At 64.8% G+C, this 18401-nt stretch carries 16 protein-coding genes; 8 read left to right on the forward strand and 8 right to left on the reverse strand.

From position 1 onward, the window contains the following. Positions 1-333: 333 nt before the first annotated feature. Entirely contained in the window at positions 334-3843 is a 3510-nt protein-coding gene (locus IVB07_RS35610) for a hybrid sensor histidine kinase/response regulator (RefSeq protein ID WP_026233515.1), read from the forward strand. Between the two features lie 10 nt (positions 3844-3853). Here IVB07_RS35610 and IVB07_RS35615 read toward each other — a convergent pair whose 3' ends face one another. The 3 genes from IVB07_RS35615 to IVB07_RS35625 form a co-directional block, all read right to left on the reverse strand. Next, entirely contained in the window at positions 3854-4357 is a 504-nt protein-coding gene (locus tag IVB07_RS35615) for a cytochrome P460 family protein (RefSeq protein WP_018458158.1), read from the reverse strand. A gap of 119 nt (positions 4358-4476) precedes the next feature. Continuing rightward, on the reverse strand, positions 4477-5508 hold the full coding sequence (locus tag IVB07_RS35620) for an alpha/beta hydrolase (protein ID WP_018458157.1): 1032 nt from the start codon (positions 5506-5508) through the stop codon (positions 4477-4479). A gap of 36 nt (positions 5509-5544) precedes the next feature. After that, positions 5545-5964 (reverse strand): organic hydroperoxide resistance protein, encoded by a 420-nt coding sequence (locus tag IVB07_RS35625; RefSeq protein WP_018458156.1) that lies wholly within the window; start codon positions 5962-5964, stop codon positions 5545-5547. Positions 5965-6161: 197 nt separating this feature from the next. On the opposite strand from IVB07_RS35625, the gene IVB07_RS35630 reads away from it, so the two are divergent. Continuing rightward, positions 6162-9002: a winged helix-turn-helix domain-containing protein gene (locus IVB07_RS35630; RefSeq protein WP_018458155.1), complete on the forward strand. Its 2841-nt coding sequence runs from the start codon at positions 6162-6164 to the stop codon at positions 9000-9002. 945 nt (positions 9003-9947) lie between these two features. On the opposite strand, the gene IVB07_RS35635 is transcribed toward IVB07_RS35630, so the two are convergent. Further along, entirely contained in the window at positions 9948-10619 is a 672-nt protein-coding gene (locus IVB07_RS35635; protein ID WP_018459987.1) for a response regulator transcription factor, read from the reverse strand. Positions 10620-10962: 343 nt separating this feature from the next. On the opposite strand from IVB07_RS35635, the gene IVB07_RS35640 reads away from it, so the two are divergent. Then, positions 10963-12588 carry an MFS transporter gene (locus IVB07_RS35640; RefSeq protein WP_018459988.1) on the forward strand — a complete coding sequence of 542 codons (1626 nt, stop codon included), beginning with the start codon at positions 10963-10965 and terminating at the stop codon, positions 12586-12588. A 61-nt stretch (positions 12589-12649) separates the two neighbouring features. Here IVB07_RS35640 and IVB07_RS35645 read toward each other — a convergent pair whose 3' ends face one another. Together IVB07_RS35645 and IVB07_RS35650 are read right to left on the reverse strand one after the other, a co-directional pair. Next, positions 12650-13123 carry a secondary thiamine-phosphate synthase enzyme YjbQ gene (locus IVB07_RS35645; RefSeq protein WP_026233919.1) on the reverse strand — a complete coding sequence of 158 codons (474 nt, stop codon included), beginning with the start codon at positions 13121-13123 and terminating at the stop codon, positions 12650-12652. A 133-nt stretch (positions 13124-13256) separates the two neighbouring features. Next, positions 13257-13787 carry a hypothetical protein gene (locus tag IVB07_RS35650; RefSeq protein ID WP_026233920.1) on the reverse strand — a complete coding sequence of 177 codons (531 nt, stop codon included), beginning with the start codon at positions 13785-13787 and terminating at the stop codon, positions 13257-13259. 390 nt (positions 13788-14177) lie between these two features. On the opposite strand from IVB07_RS35650, the gene IVB07_RS35655 reads away from it, so the two are divergent. The 5 genes from IVB07_RS35655 (at position 14178) to IVB07_RS35675 (ending at position 16815) form a co-directional block, all read left to right on the forward strand. Then, positions 14178-14552 carry an AtpZ/AtpI family protein gene (locus tag IVB07_RS35655; RefSeq protein ID WP_018459992.1) on the forward strand — a complete coding sequence of 125 codons (375 nt, stop codon included), beginning with the start codon at positions 14178-14180 and terminating at the stop codon, positions 14550-14552. Positions 14553-14666: 114 nt separating this feature from the next. Further along, positions 14667-15416 (forward strand): F0F1 ATP synthase subunit A, encoded by a 750-nt coding sequence (locus IVB07_RS35660; RefSeq protein WP_018459993.1) that lies wholly within the window; start codon positions 14667-14669, stop codon positions 15414-15416. A gap of 53 nt (positions 15417-15469) precedes the next feature. Further along, positions 15470-15700 (forward strand): F0F1 ATP synthase subunit C, encoded by a 231-nt coding sequence (locus IVB07_RS35665; protein WP_007599451.1) that lies wholly within the window; start codon positions 15470-15472, stop codon positions 15698-15700. Between the two features lie 60 nt (positions 15701-15760). Further along, positions 15761-16324 (forward strand): F0F1 ATP synthase subunit B', encoded by a 564-nt coding sequence (locus IVB07_RS35670; RefSeq protein WP_018459994.1) that lies wholly within the window; start codon positions 15761-15763, stop codon positions 16322-16324. 5 nt (positions 16325-16329) lie between these two features. Then, the gene (locus IVB07_RS35675; RefSeq protein ID WP_018459995.1) at positions 16330-16815 is read left to right on the forward strand and encodes a F0F1 ATP synthase subunit B; all 486 of its coding nucleotides are present in this window, start codon (positions 16330-16332) and stop codon (positions 16813-16815) included. Between the two features lie 200 nt (positions 16816-17015). On the opposite strand, the gene IVB07_RS35680 is transcribed toward IVB07_RS35675, so the two are convergent. Both IVB07_RS35680 and IVB07_RS35685 read right to left on the reverse strand, forming a co-directional pair. After that, positions 17016-17672 carry a hypothetical protein gene (locus tag IVB07_RS35680; protein WP_018459996.1) on the reverse strand — a complete coding sequence of 219 codons (657 nt, stop codon included), beginning with the start codon at positions 17670-17672 and terminating at the stop codon, positions 17016-17018. Between the two features lie 121 nt (positions 17673-17793). After that, entirely contained in the window at positions 17794-18381 is a 588-nt protein-coding gene (locus IVB07_RS35685; protein WP_007599447.1) for a GNAT family protein, read from the reverse strand. Positions 18382-18401 lie beyond the last annotated feature (20 nt).

The following is an 18401-nucleotide window of genomic DNA, read 5'->3' on the forward strand; positions in this document are numbered from 1 at the left end:
ACCGTCCCCCAAGGGGGAAGGGAGCGAGAGAGTTGCGCCTCCCTTAGGTCGGCGGAGCCGCACAGCGTAGCGGTCGGTCTCGAATTTCCTGCAACGCGGACGGTCTCTCCGTTCCCTCCCCCTTGTGGGGGAGGGTCAGGGAGGGGGTACCACGCGGGGACTCTCTCGGGGAGCCAGAAGCAGCGCAGCTTTAAGGCAGCCGCTTAACGACAACTCCGGTTCCCGCCGTGGCACGGCATTTCGCTGTCGCCTCCACCCGTCCAACGCGCTAGATTTACAGGGAAAATGAGATCGGGCGCGGCCAGCGCGCGCCCCGGGAGAAGCACGCTCGCCATGCTGCACGATTGGGGCGTGATCGCCGCCGCCTTCGGCTATATCGGCTTTCTGTTCCTGGTGGCGAGCCATGGCGACCGCCGCTCGCCGGCCGGGCGCGGCCGCGCCTCGGGGCTGATCTATCCGCTGTCGCTGGCGATCTACTGCACCTCCTGGACCTTCTTCGGCTCGGTCGGCTTCGCCACCCGCACCTCCACCGACTTCCTCGCGATCTATGTCGGCCCGATCCTGATGATCGGACTCGGAGCCGGCGTGCTGCGCCGCGTGATCCAGCTCGCGAAGGCCCACAACATCACCTCGATCGCCGACTTCATCGGCGCGCGCTACGGCAAGAGCCAGGCAGTGGCGGCAACCGTCGCGCTGATCGCCATCATCGGCTCGGTGCCCTACATCGCGCTCCAGCTCAAGGCGGTCGCCTCCTCGCTCGAAACCATCCTGAGCGAAGACCAGGCCTTCTCCCACATCCCGATCATCGGCGACGTGGCGCTGATCGTGACGCTGGCGATGGCGGCCTTCGCGGTGCTGTTCGGCACGCGGCAGACGGACGCCACCGAGCACCAGCACGGCCTGATGCTGGCGGTCGCAACCGAATCCATCATCAAGCTCGTCGCCTTCCTCGCTGCGGGCACCTTCGTCACGTTCTGGATGTTCTCGCCGCACGAACTGATCGAGCGCGCGATGAAGACACCGGAGGCGGTGCGCGTCATCAACTATTCGCCGTCGATCGGCAACTTCCTGACCATGACGCTGCTGTCGCTGTGCGCGATCATGCTGCTGCCGCGCCAGTTCCACGTCAGCGTGGTGGAGAATTCCTCGGACGCCGAGGTCGGTCGCGCGCGCTGGCTGTTTCCGCTCTATCTCGTCGCCATCAATCTGTTCGTGATCCCGATCGCGCTCGCCGGCCTCGTCAGCTTCCCGTTCGGCGCCGCCGATCCTGACATGTACGTGCTGGCGCTGCCGATGGAGGGCGGCGCGGATCTGCTCAGCGTCGCCGTCTTCGTCGGCGGGTTGTCGGCGGCGACCGCGATGGTGATCGTCGAATGCGTCGCGCTCTCCATCATGGTTTCGAACGACCTCGTGGTGCCCCTGGTGCTGCAACGACGGCCGGAGGGGCGCACCGGCGGTGCCGATTTCAGCGACTTCCTGTTGCGTTCGCGCCGGCTCGCGATCTTCGCCATCATGGTGATGGCCTATTTCTACTACCGCGCGCTCGGCAACACCCAGCTCGCGGCGATCGGCCTGCTGTCTTTTGCCGCCATCGCCCAGCTTGCACCAAGCTTCTTCGGTGGACTGCTGTGGCGGCGCGCGACCGCGCGCGGCGCGATCGGCGGCATGCTGGTCGGCTTCGCAGTGTGGCTCTACACGCTCTTCATCCCGAGCTTCATGGATACCTCGACGGCGGGCATCCTGCTGCTCCAGCACGGCCCGTTCGGGATCGAGGCGCTGCGGCCGCAGGCGTTGTTCGGCGCCGATTTGCCGCCGCTGATGCACGGCGTGGTCTGGTCGCTGTCGCTCAACATCCTCACCTACGTGCTGCTGTCGCTGGCGCGCCGGCCGTCTTCGATCGAGCTGGTCCAGGCCGATCTGTTCGTCCCCAACACGCTCGCGCCAATTTCCCCGAATTTCCGCCGCTGGCGCACCACGGTCACGGTGCAGGACATCCAGACCACGGTAGCGCAATATCTCGGGCCTGACCGCGCGCGGCATTCGTTCGAGGCCTTATCCGCGCGGCGCAATGTGCGGCTGGAGTCCGGGGCGCCCGCCGATTTCGAGCTGCTGCAGCACGCCGAGCACCTGATCGCCTCCTCGATCGGCGCAGCCTCCTCGCGTCTCGTAATGTCGCTGCTGCTGCGCAAACGGACGGTCTCCGCCAAGGCTGCGCTAAAACTGCTCGACGATTCCCATGCGGCGCTGCATTTCAACCGCGAGATCCTCCAGACCGCGCTTAACCATGTGCGCCAGGGCATCGCGGTGTTCGATGCCGATCTGCAACTGATCTGCTCCAACCGGCAGTTCGGCGATCTCCTCAACGTTCCTCCGCATTTCATCCAGTTCGGCACGCCATTGCGTGAAATCCTGGAATTCATGGGCGTGAGCGAGCCGGCCGATCCGATCGAGCGCGAGGCCATGCTGGAGCGCCGGCTGGTGGCTTACACCACCGACGGCGAGCCTTATCTCGAGCGCCTGCCCGACCGCCACATGGTGATCGAGATCTTGACCAACCGCATGCCCGGCGGCGGCTTCGTCATTACCTTCACCGACGTCACGCCCACGTTCGAGGCGGCCGAAGCGCTGGAGAGGGCCAATGCGACGCTGGAAAAGCGGGTGCGCGACCGCACCGAGGAGCTGACCCGGCTGAATTCCGAGCTGGCGCTGGCCAAGAGCGCGGCCGAAGACGCCAGCATCTCCAAGACCCGCTTTCTCGCCGCCGCAAGCCACGACATTCTCCAGCCGCTGAACGCGGCGCGGCTCTATGTCACGAGCCTGGTCGAGCGTCAGCACAGCGGCGAGGAGACACGGCTGGTCGAGAACATCGACGAATCGCTCCAGGCGATCGAGGAAATTCTCGGCGCGCTGCTCGACATCTCCAGGCTCGACGCCGGCGCGATGACGACCTCGATCTCGAGCTTCAAGATGGCCGATCTGATGCGCTCGCTGGAGATCGAGTTCGCGCCGATCGCACGCGCGAAGAATCTGGCGCTCGTGTTCGTGCCGTGTTCGCTGCCCGTCGAGTCGGATCGTCTCTTGCTGCGGCGGCTGCTCCAGAACCTGATCTCCAACGCGATCAAATATACTCCACGCGGGCGCGTGCTGGTCGGCTGCCGCCGCCGCGGCGCCACGCTGAAGATCTGCGTCTACGACACCGGCGTCGGCATCCCGACGGTCAAGCGCGGCGAGATCTTCAAGGAATTTCACCGCCTCGAGCAGGGTGCGCGGATCGCCCGCGGCCTCGGCCTGGGCCTGTCGATCGTCGAGCGGCTGGCGCGCGTGCTCAAGCACGACATTGCCATCGATTCCAATGTCGGCGGCGGCTCGGTGTTTTCCGTGACGGTGCCGACGGCGAAGGCGATCACCCACACCGCGGCCGTGACCAGTGCGACGCCGCTCGCACGCACCTCGATCTCGGGTACCCTGATCGTCTGCATCGAGAACGACGCCGCGATCCTCGACGGCATGCGCACGCTGCTGAAAGCCTGGGACGCCGAAGTGATCGCGGTCGCCGATCCCGAGGCCGCGATCGCCGCAATCGAGACTGCGGGCCGCCGCGTGACCGGCCTGCTGGTCGATTACCATCTCGACCGCGGCAACGGCATCGCCGCGATCCGCGACATCCGCCGCCGCTTCGGTGACGGCATCCCCGCGATCCTGATCACCGCCGACCGCAGCCCCGCCGTGCAAATGGCTGCGCGCGACGAAAAGGTTGCGGTGCTCAACAAGCCGGTCAAGCCGGCTTCGCTGCGCGCCCTGCTCGGCCAGTGGCGCACGCAGCAGATGGTGGCTGCGGAGTGAAACTCCGCACTCAGGGCGCAAGCCTTGTAAACACGTAGTCGCGACACTTCACACGAGCTTCGTGGCACGCGAAGCAGGTGCGATGCTGGGCCTCGTCGACCGGCTTGCCGTTGATGAAGCGACCAAATCCCCAGCCGCCGGTCGAGGCATATTTTTTGGAATCCTTGACCATCACTTGGACGGTGGTGGCTTCACCGGGAATCGTCGCGGACGCAAATTCGGGCGACTGTTTCCGCTTCCAGGCCCGCTTGACCAGAATTGTGCCGTCCGGGAACGGAAGCTTGTTGTCTTGATAAGCATCGATCGCGGTCCTGTTGCCGACGACGGCACGCAGCTCGTCCAGGGGAGCCGCCTCCTCGGCCGGCGCGATCAGCTCCCACTGCTTGTAGCCCTCCGGCACAGTGACGCCGAAGATGGGCGAGGCATCCGCCGGGCCCTGCGCGAAAGCGATCGTGACCAGATAGGGCACGCAGGTCAGGACAACGACGAGGAGGAGCACGGCAAGCACGATCATCGTCGTAGAAGACGGAACTTTTGACTTTTCGGATTTCATTTTGGCTGACGCTTCATTGAACTGCGTTCGCATGTCAGGCCTCGGTCCGGCCTTGCCGGACCGAGGCGCTGCCAAAATCCTCAGGCGCCGCCGTCGGCGTCGATGACGGCCTTGGCAAAGGCTTGCGGTGCTTCCTGCGGCAGATTGTGGCCGATGCCCCCGGTGATCAGGCGATAGTCGTACCGGCCCGAGAATTTCTTGGCATAGGCGCTTGGATCGGGATGTGGCGCGCCGTTGGCATCGCCTTCCATCGTGATCGCCGGGACGCTGATGACGGGAGCTGCGGCAAGCTTCTTTTCGAGCTCCTCGTACTTCGCCTCGCCCTGGGCGAGTCCGAGCCGCCAGCGGTAATTGTGGATGGTGATCGCGACGTGATCCTTGTTGTCCAGCGCCGCCGCGCTGCGCTCGAAAGTGGCGTCGTCGAACTTCCACTGCGGCGAAGCGAGCTTCCAGATCAGTTTTGCGAAATCATGCGTGTACTTCTCGTATCCGGCGCGGCCGCGCTCGGTCGCGAAATAAAACTGGTACCACCATTGCAGCTCGGCCGACGGCGGCAGCGGCGCGTTGCCCGCGGCCTGGCTGGAGATCAGATAGCCGCTGACCGAGACCAGCGCGCGGCAGCGCTCCGGCCAGAGCGCGGCGATGATGTCGGCGGTGCGCGCGCCCCAATCAAAACCGGCGACCACCGCTTTCTTGATGTCGAGCTTGTCCATCAGCGCGATGATATCGGCTGCCATTGCCGCGGGCTCGCCGTTGCGCGGCGTCTCGGCGGAGAGGAAGTGGGTCGAGCCGTAACCACGGAGATAGGGAATGATGACGCGATAGCCGGCCTTTGCCAGGATTGGCGCGACGTCGACGAAGGCGTGAATGTCGTAGGGCCAGCCGTGCAGCAGGATCGCGACGGGGCCGTTCGCAGGACCGGCCTCCGCGTAGCCGACGTTGAGGACGCCGGCATCGATCTGCTTGATCGCGCCGAACGACGCATTCCTTGCGGAAGAGCGCGTCGCTTGCGATTCGGCGCGGGCGAGGCCGATCACGCCGAGGCCGGCGGCGACAGTTCCCGCGGCGATGCCGAAAAACTGGCGGCGGTGCTGATCGATGATCTGTTTCATGATGCTGCTACCTTTCTGATAGTTGGAGGTGGTGCGTCAGATCAGTGCGACCGTGACGTCGATGTTGCCGCGGACGGCCTTGGAATAGGGACAGGTCTGATGCGCCTCATCGACGAGGCCGCGCGCGATCTCGCGATCGAGGCCGGGCAGGCTGACATCGAGGCGTGCCCTGAGCGAATAGGCGCCCTCGTCGAGCACGAGGTCGATCTCCGCATCGATCGCACATTTCCTGGGGAGCTCGATCTTCCGCTTGCGGGCCGCGATTTCCATCGCGCCTTCGAAGCAGGCCGACCAGCCGGCCGCGAACAATTGCTCGGGATTGGTACCGATGCCGTTGCCGCCCGGCGGCGACAGCTTGACATCCAGACGGCCGTCGGAACTGCGCGATATCCCGTCCTGCCGCCCGCCACTGGTGCGGGTCCGGGCCGTGTAGAGCAATTTTGCCGCTTGGGTCATGAATGTCTCCTTGCCATCGCGCAACTCACTAGCAGCGGCTGCCGCGACACACCCGTTGGGACTTGTGAGAAGTTGTGAGGTCTCGGTTCGCGCGCCTCACAGGACCTGCATCCGCGGTCCGATCGCGGCGTGGGACGGCCTTGCCGGATTGCGATCATCTGGCTATCCGGTCCGTTCCAAAAGATCAGGATTCCGCCATGACCGAGCCGGCCGGCACCGCAACGGGAACCCTCTCGTTTGGGCCATTCACTGTGACGCCGCACGAAAGACTCGTCATGCGCGACGGCGTCGCGCTGCCGCTCGGTGCAAAGGCCTTCGACACGCTGCTCGCGCTGATGTCGCGGCCGAACCAGGTCGTCAGCAAGTATGATCTGATGGCGCTGGTGTGGCCCGGCATGACAGTCGAGGACGCCAATCTGCGCTTTCACGTCGCGGCGCTTCGCAAGGCCCTTGGCGACGGCAGGGACGGTGCCCGCTACATCACGACGCTCTCCGGCCGCGGCTATTGCTTCGTGGCGCCGATCTCGCAGGCGGCTATCGCGGCAGATCGGCGCACCGTAGCGCGAACGGAATTGCCGCCCGTCAAACTGCCGAACCGGCTGCAACGAATGGTCGGGCGCGACGATGCGGTCGCCGCCGTCTCCGACAGGCTGATCCGCTCGCGCTTCGTCACGATCGTCGGCCCGGGCGGTGTCGGCAAGACCGCCGTTGCCGTTGCCATCGCTCACGATCTGCTCGCGACATTCTCCGACGCCGCACATTTCGTCGATCTTGCCGCGCTGAGCGATCCCGATCTCGTGATCACCTCGATCCTGCTGATGCTGGGCTTGCCGGCGCAAACCGACGATCCCCTGCCTGCGCTGCTCGCGCATCTCCGGGACAAGCGGATGCTGCTGATCCTCGACAATTGCGAACACGTCATCGCAGCCGCGGCCCCGCTGGCCGCCGAGATCTTCCACGCCGCACCGAATATCTACATTCTGGCGACGAGCCGCGAAGCCCTGCGGGTCGAGGGCGAGCAGGTGTATCGGCTGGCGCCGCTTGCCGTTCCGCCCGACCATCCCGGTCTGACGGCGGCCGCGGCGCAGACTTATCCTGCACTTCAACTCTTCCTCGAACGTGCCACGGCCGGTGGCGCGCAGATCGCGCTCGACGATGCCAATGCAGCGATCGTCGCCGGGATCTGCCGCAAGCTGGACGGCATGGCGCTGGCAATCGAACTCGCCGCCGGCCGGGTCGAAGCCTACGGCCTGGAGCAGACCGCGGCACTGCTCGACGAGCGCCTCAATCTGCTCTGGCAGGGCCAGCGCACGGCGCCGCCGCGACAGAAGACGTTGCAGGCGACGCTGGCATGGAGCTACGGGCTCTTGTCCGATATCGAACGTCTCGTGCTGCGCAGGCTCGCGGTTTTCGCCGGTCACTTCACTATCGACGCCGCACTCGAGATCGTGCCGGACGAACGCGTCGACCGCTCCCGCCTGTTCGATGCCATCGACGGCCTGGTGGCCAAGTCGATGGTCGCGGCGCGGCCGATTGGCGCCATGATGCGTTACCGTCTGCTCGACACGACGCGCGCCTATCTGCTCGAGATCGAACCTGATGACGCGGCGCTCGCCGCCCGCCACGCGACCTATTACCGGCAATGGCTGGAGCAGGCCGGCACGACATGGGCCACGGTGCCGAGCGCCGACGAGCGCGCGATCCACTTCTCCGCGCTTCACAACGTGCGCGCGGCGCTGGACTGGTGTTTTGGCACGGACGGCGATGCCAGCATCGGCATTGCACTGGCCGCAGCTGCAGCGCCAATTTTTCTCGCGATGTCGTTGCTGGTCGAGTGCCGGCGCTGGTCTGAACGGGCGCTGCTTGCGCTCGATCCTTCCTCGCGCGGCGGCGCCGAGGAAATGCACATCCAGGCCGCGCTCGGACTGACCTTGATGTTCACGCGCGGCGGCAGCGAAGCGGCGCGTGCCGCGTTGAGCCGAAGCCTTGCGATCGCCGAGGCGCGCGGCGACGCGCCGAACCAGCTCCAGCTGCTCGGGCGCATGCATATCTTCCACGAGCGGATGGGACAGTTCGACGCCGCGCTCGGCTATGCGCAGCAAAGCCTCACGGTCGCCGGGACACTCGGCGATGCCGCCTCCCTCGCCCTCGCCCATTCGCTCCTCGGTGTCTCCTTGCATCTTGCCGGCGAGCATCGCGACGCGTTGACGATGCTGGAGACCGCCTGGCATAAGCCGGGCACGGAACGGATCAGCACCGTCTATGGCTTCGATCACCGCAACCGGGCCGGCATCTCGCTCGCGCGCGAGTTTTGGTTGCAGGGCCGCCCCGCGGATGCGATGCAACTGGCCCGGCAGACGGTCGTCGAGGCCGCCCAGATGGACCATCCGATCACGCTCTGCATTGCGTTGATCTGGGCGGTCTCGATCGATCTCTGGAGCGGAGACCTCGATGCCGCGGAAGAGAACATCGACCGCTTCATCGCCCATGCCGAATCGCGCTCCATGGGGCCCTATCTTGCGGTCGGCCGCGGCGTCAAAGGCGAGCTGGCGATCCAGCGCGGCAATGCCGCCGAAGGCGTCGAGACGATCGGGACGTGTCTGCGTGAGCTCCACGATGCCGGTTACGAGTTGCTCACCACGACGTTCAACATCGCGCTTGTTCAGGGCTTGATGACGCTTGGGCAGATCGAGCGGAGCGCGCGCCTGCTCGACGACGCGATCCGCCTCGTCGAGCAAAGCGGCGATCATCTGTACATGCCCGAGCTGCTGCGCATGAAGGGCAGGGTTCTCTTGGCCAGAGCCCAGCCCGAGGCCGATCAAGCGGAAGCCCATTTCGTGCAATCACTGGCATTGAGTCGTCGCAAAGGTGCCAAGGCCTGGGAGCTGCGGGCCGCGATCGATCTCGCCGGTCTCCTTGTCGAACGCGGCCGGCGCGAGGAAGCGAAGCGGTGGCTTCAATTGGCGTATGAAGGCTTCGCCCAGGGCTCGGAAACAGCGGATATCAAGGCTGCCGAGAAGTTGTTGCAAACATTGTGACGCGGACTCTGGTGCGGAGTGAGGCGCGCACTCTCTCAAAGCGTCATTGCGAGCGCAGCGAAGCAATCCAGAATCTCTCCGCGGTAGGACGCTGGAACGCTTCGCTACGCTCGCAATGACGGAGCAAAGGGCAGCATCGCCATCCTCCAATTCAGGTTCAACTTGCAGACATGCCTTCGCGTCCTCGCGGCGCGTTTCGCCCGAGCTTTGCCTGGTCATTCCACCCTCAAAGCCAAGAGGGCGCAGGGAAGGCCGGGTGCCGGCTGGCACCCGCGGTCCGCTGCGCGAAAATGTAGCGCAAGGAAACCGCACAGCAGCATACAGGTGTAGCCAATCACTCGGCCTTCCCTGCGCGATGGTTGGACGGCTTATGCCGTGCTCTCCCGGGAGCCGAGTTCCTTTTGGCCTCCCTCGTCCCAGCGAAAGTCACCGGCACCGCGCCGGTTGACGCGGATGCCGCATTCGCCAGGGCTTGACCGTAGCAACGACGGCCAGGACCACACGGTTTTGCCGTACGCACGGCTCGCCATTTCGCCGCAGTTTTTCCAGCCCTGTCGACGGAGCCGGAAACTTACAGACGAGACGAAGCCTAGCAGCGCCGCTCGTCGGAACGCAGCCTTGGGCTCACGGAGAGCAATCCGCCCTGCCCTTGGCCTCTCGCACCCGAACGCTGCCGCGTCCACCGCAAGCCCGGCTCGCGAACATGACGACCACAAGATCGCCCCTCAAGGATGAGCCGGGATGCGCGACACATACGCCATTTCCGAATTTCGGTAAAGTGGAATATTTTTGCGGCGGCGGATTGACGGGGGCGACACAGAGGAGGTCCGGTAGCCCGGATGAGCGAAGCTATATCCGGGGTTTTCGCTAGCTAGCCGCACTAGCGGTCCCGGATGTCGCTTCGCTCATCCGGGCTACAGGCTGCGAGAGGCGCTCGCTACAGGCTCACCCCGTCGGGGTACCCTGCTTCCATTGGCCGCCGGCGATTTTCGCGGCGGCGATCACGGCTTGGGTCCGACTTTCGACGCCGAGCTTTTGCAGGATCGCCGAGACATGCGCCTTGATGGTGGCCTCGGAGACGCCGAGCTCATAGGCGATCTGCTTGTTGAGCAATCCCTCCGACAGCATCATCAGAACCCGGACCTGCTGCGGCGTCAGCGTCACCAGCCGGTCGCGCAGGCGCGTCATGTCGGGGTCGGCGACTGCCGACAGATCAGTGTCGGCGGGAACCCAGACGTCGCCCTCCATTACCTTGAGGATCGCGTCGCGCAAGGTGTCGACGCCGAAGCGCTTCGGGATGAACCCGGAGGCGCCGAAGTCGAGCGAGCGGCGGATGGTGGCGCTGTCGTCGGACGCCGAGACGATCACCACCGGAATAGCCGGATATTGCGCGCGCAGATAGATCAGGCCGGAAAAGCCGGAGATCCCGGGCATCGACAGGTCGAGCAGGATCAGGTCGACGTCGGAGGTCTGTTCCAAAAGCTTGGTCAGATCCTCGAACGATCCAGCCTCGTCGATCCTGGCCGAGCTCAGGACGCCCGTCACCGCCTGCCGCAACGCGTCGCGGAACAATGGGTGGTCATCGGCAATGATGAGATGGGTCGAGGGAGCGTTCATCGTTCTCTTGCTGGCAATCGCACCGGGCCAGTAAGCCGGCGCGGGGCCCTGGTCAATTCTTTCCCGACCAGCCGTGGCATGCAAGTGGACATTATCCCTTTGCGGCAACGGGGTTAATCCACAGGCCGGCACTATGTTGCCGGATGGAAGGCTCGCAGTGTCAGGCGAGCGTCAGTGTGAAAGGCCGAAAGTCGTATTGGGGCGGGTTTCACGCCAATGTTACCTTGGGGGCAAGGCTTGGGTTGATCCGGCATGACCGGACATCCAGGGCGCGAGGAAACGATTTTTCGGGGAGCGACTCAACATGTCGACAATGGCTGTGTCTCAAGCAGGCGCGGGAGGGATGACGAAGGACGAACGGTTCGTCATTCTCGCCTCCTCGCTCGGTACCGTCTTCGAGTGGTACGACTTCTATCTCTACGGTTCGCTGGCCGGCATCATCGGCGCGCAGTTCTTCTCGGCCTATCCGCCGGCAACCCGCGACATCTTCGCGCTGCTGGCCTTCGCGGCCGGCTTCCTGGTGCGCCCGTTCGGCGCGATCGTGTTCGGCCGTGTCGGCGACATCGTCGGCCGCAAATACACCTTCCTCGTCACCATCCTGATCATGGGTCTGTCGACTTTCATCGTCGGCCTGCTGCCCAACGCTGCCACCATCGGCATCGCGGCCCCGATCATCCTGATCGCGCTGCGTCTCGCCCAGGGCCTCGCGCTCGGCGGTGAATATGGCGGTGCGGCCACCTACGTCGCGGAGCATGCTCCGAACGGCAAGCGCGGTTACTACACCTCCTTCATCCAGACCACGGCGACGCTCGGCCTGTTCCTGTCGCTGCTGGTGATCCTGTTCACGCGCTCCGCGCTCGGCGAACCCGACTTCGCGGCATGGGGCTGGCGCATTCCGTTCCTGGTCTCCGTGCTGCTGCTCGGCGTTTCGGTCTGGATCCGGCTTCGCCTCAACGAATCCCCGATCTTCCAGAAGATGAAGGACGAGGGGAAGAGCTCGAAGGCCCCGCTGACGGAAGCCTTCGGCAACTGGCAGAACGGCAAGCTCGTGCTGCTGGCGCTGTTTGGCGGCGTGATGGGCCAAGGCGTGGTCTGGTACACTGGCCAATTCTACGCGCTGTTCTTCCTGCAATCGATCCTCAAGGTCGACGGCTACACCGCCAACCTGCTGATCGCCTGGTCGCTCCTGCTCGGGACCGGCTTCTTCATCGTGTTCGGCGTGCTCTCCGACAAGATCGGCCGCAAGCCGATCATCCTCGGCGGCTGCCTGATCGCGGCGCTGACCTTCTTCCCGATCTTCAAGATGATCACCACCAATGCCAACCCGGCGCTGGAAAAGGCGATCGAGTCGGTCAAGGTCGACGTGGTGGCAGATCCCGCAGGTTGCGGCGACTTGTTCAATCCGGTCGGCACCCGCGTCTTCACCTCGCCTTGCGACACGGCACGTGCCTACCTGTCGCAGTCGTCGGTCAAGTACTCGACCACGCCAGGTGCGGCAGGCTCCGGCGTGAAGGTGATGGTCAACGGCAAGGAAGTTCCCTACGCCAACGCCAAGGACGGCAATCCGGCAGTGCTCGCCGCCGTGCAGGGAGCCGGCTATCCGAAGGCCGGAGATGCGGGCATCGTGAAGATGGCGCATCCGTTCGACATCTTCCGTCCGCAGGTGGCCGCGGTCGTCGGATTGCTGTTCGTCCTGGTGCTCTTCGTCACCATGGTGTACGGCCCGATTGCCGCGATGCTGGTCGAACTGTTCCCGACCCGCATCCGCTACACCTCGATGTCGCTGCCCTACCACATCGGTAACGGCTGGTTCGGCGGCCTGCTGCCGGCGACCGCCTTCGCGATCGTGGCCTCGACGGGCGATATCTATGCGGGCCTCTGGTATCCGGTCATCTTCGCGTCGATTACCGTCGTGATCGGCTTGTTCTTCCTGCCGGAGACCAAGGACGTCGATATCAAGTCGACCTGATCGACGCAGATCGAGATCAACACCAACCGGCCGCGGTCTCCGCGGCCGGTTTTGTTTTGGCCTACTGATTGCTACCGAGGAATTGCAGCACCACCTCGCGCCGGTGCGGGCGGGCGCGATGCTCGATCAGATAGATCGCCTGCCAGGTGCCAAGCGCGAGCTTGCCGCTCAGGACCGGCACATGAAGCGAAGTCTGGGTCAGCATTGTCTTGACGTGCGCCGGCATGTCGTCCGGTCCCTCGGCATCATGCGTCCAGCCGGCGTTCTCGGGCGCGAGCCGGGACAGAGCCGTGGTGAGATCCACGAGCACGGAAGGGTCGGCGTTCTCCTGGATCGTCAGCGATGCGGAGGTGTGACGAACGAACAGCGTCAACGCGCCGTCTCGCGCGCCTGCCTCCGCCACGAACTTCGCAGCTTCAGCGGTGAGATCGGTGAAGCCGCGGCCGGGCGTCTGCACGGTCAGCAGCGACGATGCGATGGTGGTGGCTTGCACCGACGATGGCGCCGAGCGCGTGATGGATTTGGCTGATGTCATCATCACTCTCTCAATTCGGAAAGCTGCCATAGGTGGGCAAAGCGAAGCGTGCCCACCGACTCACGCAACGAAAACAAAAATGGTGGGCACGGCGCGTCGCGGCCTTGCCCACCCTACCGCATCTCGCCACGTGCTAAATCTTCCCCGACACGTCCTTCTGCACGCGGTTGGCCATGTCGATCAGCCGGCGCCAGGCCCTTTCCAGGAATGACATCACGCGATCGACGTCCTGGTCGCTCGGCAGCGGGATCTCGATCCTGCGCTCGCCCTCGGCGGCCTTTGGTGCTTGCGGCTCCGCCTTCTTGAGCGGATCCGTTTTCGGCAGCGCCTCGTCGATCTTGCCTGACACGGTCGGCCCCGCCGCAAGCCGTCCCTTCAGCGTCTCGACTTCGGCCTGGAGCCTGCCGATCTCGGCGTCGAGCGCGGTACGTTCATCGGGCACCGCGTAGCAGGCCCAGCCGGCGCCGCTGCGGGTGCAGGTCGACACCGTGCCGGTGCGGCTGTCGAGCCGCAGCACCCCCTCGGGGATGGGCGTCATGCTGTAGCGGCCGTTTTCGCTGTCGGGCGCGGATTGCGCGACGAGGCAGCCGCCGCTGATGGTCAACACCGCGGCGAACGCCGCCGCCGCCAGCCATGATGCTGTGGATGAATTCGCTGCTCTCATCGCGTTCTCCGCCACGACGCGCAGGTAGCACGTCCAAAGATGGCGCTCATAAAGGTGGCACGTCTCGCAATTCTACACCCCGGCGAGGCGATCCGCCGCCCAAAACGCGCCTTTGACATGAACGATCACGGCGCCCCCTTTGATCCCGGCAGCCGGGCGAAATGGCGACGGCATCCGCCGATCCAGCGGAGACCTGCTGCGGTGCGGCGTCACGCTGTGTGCAGCGCTGCCGCCCGCGCCGATATTGTAAGATAAATCAAATACATAACAGGAATGGACACAATCGTGACTTGGCTTGACTTGATTATGGGCCATCAGTATGGTCCGCGCGGCTTTTGAGGGTGGCGGGCGTAATTTCCATTCAACCGCGGCGTTTCGGGTCTTCGTTGCATGACACAGGGCACGGGACACGGCGAGAATGGAGATCGCGATAGATCGCCCGAGGAAGCTGCGCTTTCCGAACGGCTCGGAAATCTTGATCAGCGGTTGTCCGAATTTCGCGGCCGCCACGTCAAGACCGAGCAACCCGCAGGTGACGGTGAGGACAGAGCGGCCAGAGCCTCGGCGATGGCGCTTGGTTTTCGGTTATCCTCCGAGTTGGTCGCCGGGGTCGTTGTCGGAGCGGGGATTGGCTGGGGTTTCGACCGCTTGCTGTCGACGTCGCCTTTCGGATTCATCGTGTTCCTGCTGCTGGGCTTCGTCGCCGGCGTGGTGAATGTGGTGAGAACGGCAGGCGCGGGTCAAAACAGGCGCGGTGGTTCTTAGGCGGTCCACACCAGGAGAGGAATGATCGTGCCGGCTCGTGCCGGTACGGGCCGGGCCCGACCGGCAGACCGAGACCCGCCGGCATCGCCCGGCAGACCAAGAGATGCCGCGCTGATGAAAATCGATCCGATCCACCAGTTCAACATCGAGCCTCTCTTCACCCTGGGCCATATCGGCAACCACACGATCGCCTTCACCAACTCGTCGCTCTACATGCTGGTGGCGGTCGCGATCATCTCGATCCTGATGCTCGCCAGCGGCACGCAGCTGGTTCCCGGCCGGCTGCAGTCGGTCGCCGAGATCTCCTACGAGTTCGTCGCCTCCACCATCCGCTCGACCGCCGGCGCGGAAGGCATGAAGTTCTTCCCGCTGATCTTCTCGCTGTTCATGTTCATCTGCGTTTCGAACCTGGTCGGCATTATCCCCTACACCTTCACGATCTCGAGCCATCTGATCGTCACCGCGGCGCTCGCGCTGCTGGTCTTCTTCACGGTCCTGATCTACGGCATTGCCAAGAACGGCCTTAAATTCTTCTCGATCTTCGTGCCCCACGGGGTCCCCGGCTACATCCTGCCGCTGGTGATGTTCATCGAGATCCTGTCGTTCTTCCTGCGGCCGGTTTCCCACAGCGTCCGTCTGTTCGCCAACATGCTGGCCGGCCACATCGCGCTGAAGGTGTTCGCGGGCTTCGTCGCCATGCTCGGCTTCTCGCTCGGCGCCCTTGGCTGGGTCGGCGGCGTGCTGCCGCTGGCGCTCACGGTCGCGCTGTACGCTCTCGAGATTCTGGTCGCGTTCCTGCAAGCCTATGTGTTTGCGATCCTGACCTGCATCTACCTCAACGACGCCATTCATCCGGGACACTGAGCGGTCCGGGGAATTTCCACCCAAAACCCAATCTTTCTTCCAAGGAGTCTAAAATGGATCCGGCAGCAGCAAAACTTATCGGCGCGGGCATCGCATGCATCGGCATGGGCGGCGCGGGCGTCGGCGTCGGCGTGATCTTCGGCAACTACCTCGCCGCGGCCGTTCGCAACCCCTCGGCCGCTCAGGGCCAGTTCGGCAATCTGATCTTCGGCTTCGCCGTGACCGAAGCGCTCGGCATTTTCTCGCTGCTGATCGCGCTGCTGCTGCTGTTCGTTCCGCTCTGAGAACGATTTTTCGCGCCGCTTCAACCGAGGCGACGCGCATGACTGCAACAGGAGTACTCCATGGCTGAAAGTCATGGCGGGGCGAAAAGTCCGGCGGCGGGCGCCCACACCGGGTCCGAAGGCGGTCACGGTGGCGGTTTTCCGCCGTTCGAGAGCGGCACTTATGCTTCACAGCTGGTGTCGCTCGCGATCTTCTTCGTCGCGCTTTACGTGATCGTGTCCAAGCTCGCTCTGCCGCGCGTCGGCGGTGCGATCGAGGCGCGTCAGAACAAGATCGAGGGCGACCTCGCCGAAGCGCAGAAGCTGAAGGACCAGTCCGAAGCGGCGCTGAAGGCCTATGAAAACGAGCTTGCTTCGGCACGCTCGCGCGCGCAGGCCATCGGCAACGAATCCCGCGACAAGGCGAATGCGCAGGCGGACGCCGAGCGCAAGGCCTTGGAAGAGCAACTGGCGGCCAAGCTCGCCGAGGCAGAGAAGACCATCGCCTCGACCCGTGCGACCGCCATGAGCAACGTCCGCGGCATCGCGGCCGATGCGGCAGGCACCATCGTGCAGCAGCTCACGGGCGTGGTTCCGGACGCGGCATTGGTCAATGCCGCCGTTGATGCGTCCTTGAAGGGTTAATCGATATGTTCTTCGATCCTGAAACCTGGGTCGCCATCGCCTTCGTGATCCTGATGGTCGTGTTCGGCTATCTCGGGGTCTTCAAGAAGGCCATGACTGCGCTCGACCATCGCGCCGATCGCATCAAGGCCGAGCTCGACGACGCGACGCGCCTCAAGCAGGAAGCCGCCAAGGTGCTCGCCGACTACAAGGCGCGCACCGCCTCGGCCGAACGCGAGGCCGCCGACATCATCGCCAACGCGAAGAGCGAAGCCGAGCGCATCGCAACCGAGGCCAAGGCCAAGGTGGAAGATTTCGTCGCTCGCCGCACCAAGACCGCGGAGGGCAAGATCGCGCTCGCCGAGGCTCAGGCGGTGGCCGATGTTCGCGCCGCAGCGGCCGAAGCCGCCGTCCAGGCCGCCTCCACGATCCTGTCGAAGTCGGTCAGGGGCCAGGTCGCCGACGATCTGCTCGCCAAGGGCATCACCGAAGTCAGGCAGAAGCTGAACTGAGAGATCTTGCCTTCACCAATCAAAAAGCCGGCGCGATCAGCGCCGGCTTTTTTGTTTGTCGGGCACTGCATCGGCAAATCTGATGTCATCGCCCGCGAAGGCGGGCGATCCAGTATTCCAGAGACAGCCCTGATAGATCGAGAAGCCGCGGCGTACTGGATGCCCCGCCTTCGCGGGGCATGACGACTATCTTGACGTGGTTACTTCTTCTTCGCCCGCGCCTTCGGCTCGGGCGACAGCGCCTGCGGATCGAAGCCGACATAGAAGATGTAGCTATCGGCGTCCTTGGCCGAAGGCATCGGGTAGACCAGATCCTCGGCCACGAAGGTGAACGGCACGCTGCCGCCCTCCGACATTCCGACCGTGGTCCGGTAGGCCTTGGAAGCGATCACCTTCTCGCCGACGCCGCCCTGCACCACGGCGACGCGCAGCGGCACCTCGACGCTCGCAGGCGCGCCGGCGGGTCCGGCAATGACGCGGCCCTGGATGCCGATCCGGGCCGTGATATCGCCGCCATTGCGGGCGCATTCGCGCGCCATCTTGGTGATGGTGGCCTGGAAGCGGATCTCGTTGCCGACGGCCGGCTTCCCGGTGGCACCGACCGCGTAGGTGGAGGCTCCGGCACGCACCGTGACCTGCGGGCAATCAAGATCGTCATCAGCCGCCGGCTGGCCCGGCGCAGGCGCCGGCTTGGGTTGGGCCGGCTCGTCCGACTTGCCGCCGAACAGGCCCTTGAATCGATCGGTCAGCGACTGCGCCGCGACCGGCGAGATGGAGACGAGCGCAACTGACAACGCCAGCGCGACCGCCGCCCCCCGCCGCAACGCATTCCGCGATGACCGAAGCTCCTGCACCATCAACACCCATACTCCTGACGACATCCCGACCGATCACCGGCCGGGTTGCGCCGTTATATCGTCAAAACCGGCGAACCCAAGGCAGCAAACAAGGAGACTTTGGCCGCATCAATCAACGGGCTCAGCCGCGGAAATCCTCGTGCAGCAGGCCGAACAGCAAATGGTCCTGCCAGACCCCGTTGATGCAGAGATACCGGCGCGCCAGCCCCTCGCGGGAGAAACCGCACTTCTCCAGCACCCGGATCGAGGGCGCATTGGTCGGGATGCAAGCGGCCTCGACCCGGTGCAGATTGAGCTCCCCGAACAGCGTCGGCAGCAGCACCCGCAGCGCGGCCGTCATGTAGCCGCGCTGGGCGTGGGGCTTGCCGACCCAATAGCCGATGGTGCCGGCCTGGACGATGCCGCGGCGGACATTGGCGAGCGTGATGCCGCCGACCATGGCGCCGTCGAGCTCCCGGAAGATCAGAAAGGGATAGGACCGGTCCGCGGCGATGTCCTCGGAATAGCGGCGCAGGCGGCGGCGGAAACCGGAGCGGGTGAGATCATCCGACGGCCAGATCGGCTCCCAGGGGGTCAGGTAATCGCGGCTGGACTCGCGCAGATGGGCCCATTGCAGGAAGTCCGACATCTGAGGCGCGCGTAGCAACAGGCCGTTGCCGCGCGGCGCGAGAGCGGCGGGTCCACTGGATGGCAGGCGAAAGAGGGCCATGGTGATGCTTCCCGGGGCGG

This window comes from Bradyrhizobium sp. 172 (genome assembly GCF_023101065.1).
In the GTDB taxonomy this organism is placed as follows: domain Bacteria; phylum Pseudomonadota; class Alphaproteobacteria; order Rhizobiales; family Xanthobacteraceae; genus Bradyrhizobium; species Bradyrhizobium canariense_D.

What these genes read in the sequence shown, in the direction of transcription:
- IVB07_RS35610 (WP_026233515.1), top strand. Translation starts at nt 334, where the DNA reads ATGCTGCACGATTGGGGCGTGATCGCCGCCGCCTTCGGCTATATCGGC.
- IVB07_RS35615 (WP_018458158.1), bottom strand. Translation starts at nt 4,357, where the DNA reads ATGATCGTGCTTGCCGTGCTCCTCCTCGTCGTTGTCCTGACCTGCGTG.
- IVB07_RS35620 (WP_018458157.1), bottom strand. Translation starts at nt 5,508, where the DNA reads ATGAAACAGATCATCGATCAGCACCGCCGCCAGTTTTTCGGCATCGCC.
- IVB07_RS35625 (WP_018458156.1), bottom strand. Translation starts at nt 5,964, where the DNA reads ATGACCCAAGCGGCAAAATTGCTCTACACGGCCCGGACCCGCACCAGT.
- IVB07_RS35630 (WP_018458155.1), top strand. Translation starts at nt 6,162, where the DNA reads ATGACCGAGCCGGCCGGCACCGCAACGGGAACCCTCTCGTTTGGGCCA.
- IVB07_RS35635 (WP_018459987.1), bottom strand. Translation starts at nt 10,619, where the DNA reads ATGAACGCTCCCTCGACCCATCTCATCATTGCCGATGACCACCCATTG.
- IVB07_RS35640 (WP_018459988.1), top strand. Translation starts at nt 10,963, where the DNA reads ATGACGAAGGACGAACGGTTCGTCATTCTCGCCTCCTCGCTCGGTACC.
- IVB07_RS35645 (WP_026233919.1), bottom strand. Translation starts at nt 13,123, where the DNA reads ATGACATCAGCCAAATCCATCACGCGCTCGGCGCCATCGTCGGTGCAA.
- IVB07_RS35650 (WP_026233920.1), bottom strand. Translation starts at nt 13,787, where the DNA reads ATGAGAGCAGCGAATTCATCCACAGCATCATGGCTGGCGGCGGCGGCG.
- IVB07_RS35655 (WP_018459992.1), top strand. Translation starts at nt 14,178, where the DNA reads ATGACACAGGGCACGGGACACGGCGAGAATGGAGATCGCGATAGATCG.
- IVB07_RS35660 (WP_018459993.1), top strand. Translation starts at nt 14,667, where the DNA reads ATGAAAATCGATCCGATCCACCAGTTCAACATCGAGCCTCTCTTCACC.
- IVB07_RS35665 (WP_007599451.1), top strand. Translation starts at nt 15,470, where the DNA reads ATGGATCCGGCAGCAGCAAAACTTATCGGCGCGGGCATCGCATGCATC.
- IVB07_RS35670 (WP_018459994.1), top strand. Translation starts at nt 15,761, where the DNA reads ATGGCTGAAAGTCATGGCGGGGCGAAAAGTCCGGCGGCGGGCGCCCAC.
- IVB07_RS35675 (WP_018459995.1), top strand. Translation starts at nt 16,330, where the DNA reads ATGTTCTTCGATCCTGAAACCTGGGTCGCCATCGCCTTCGTGATCCTG.
- IVB07_RS35680 (WP_018459996.1), bottom strand. Translation starts at nt 17,672, where the DNA reads ATGGTGCAGGAGCTTCGGTCATCGCGGAATGCGTTGCGGCGGGGGGCG.
- IVB07_RS35685 (WP_007599447.1), bottom strand. Translation starts at nt 18,381, where the DNA reads ATGGCCCTCTTTCGCCTGCCATCCAGTGGACCCGCCGCTCTCGCGCCG.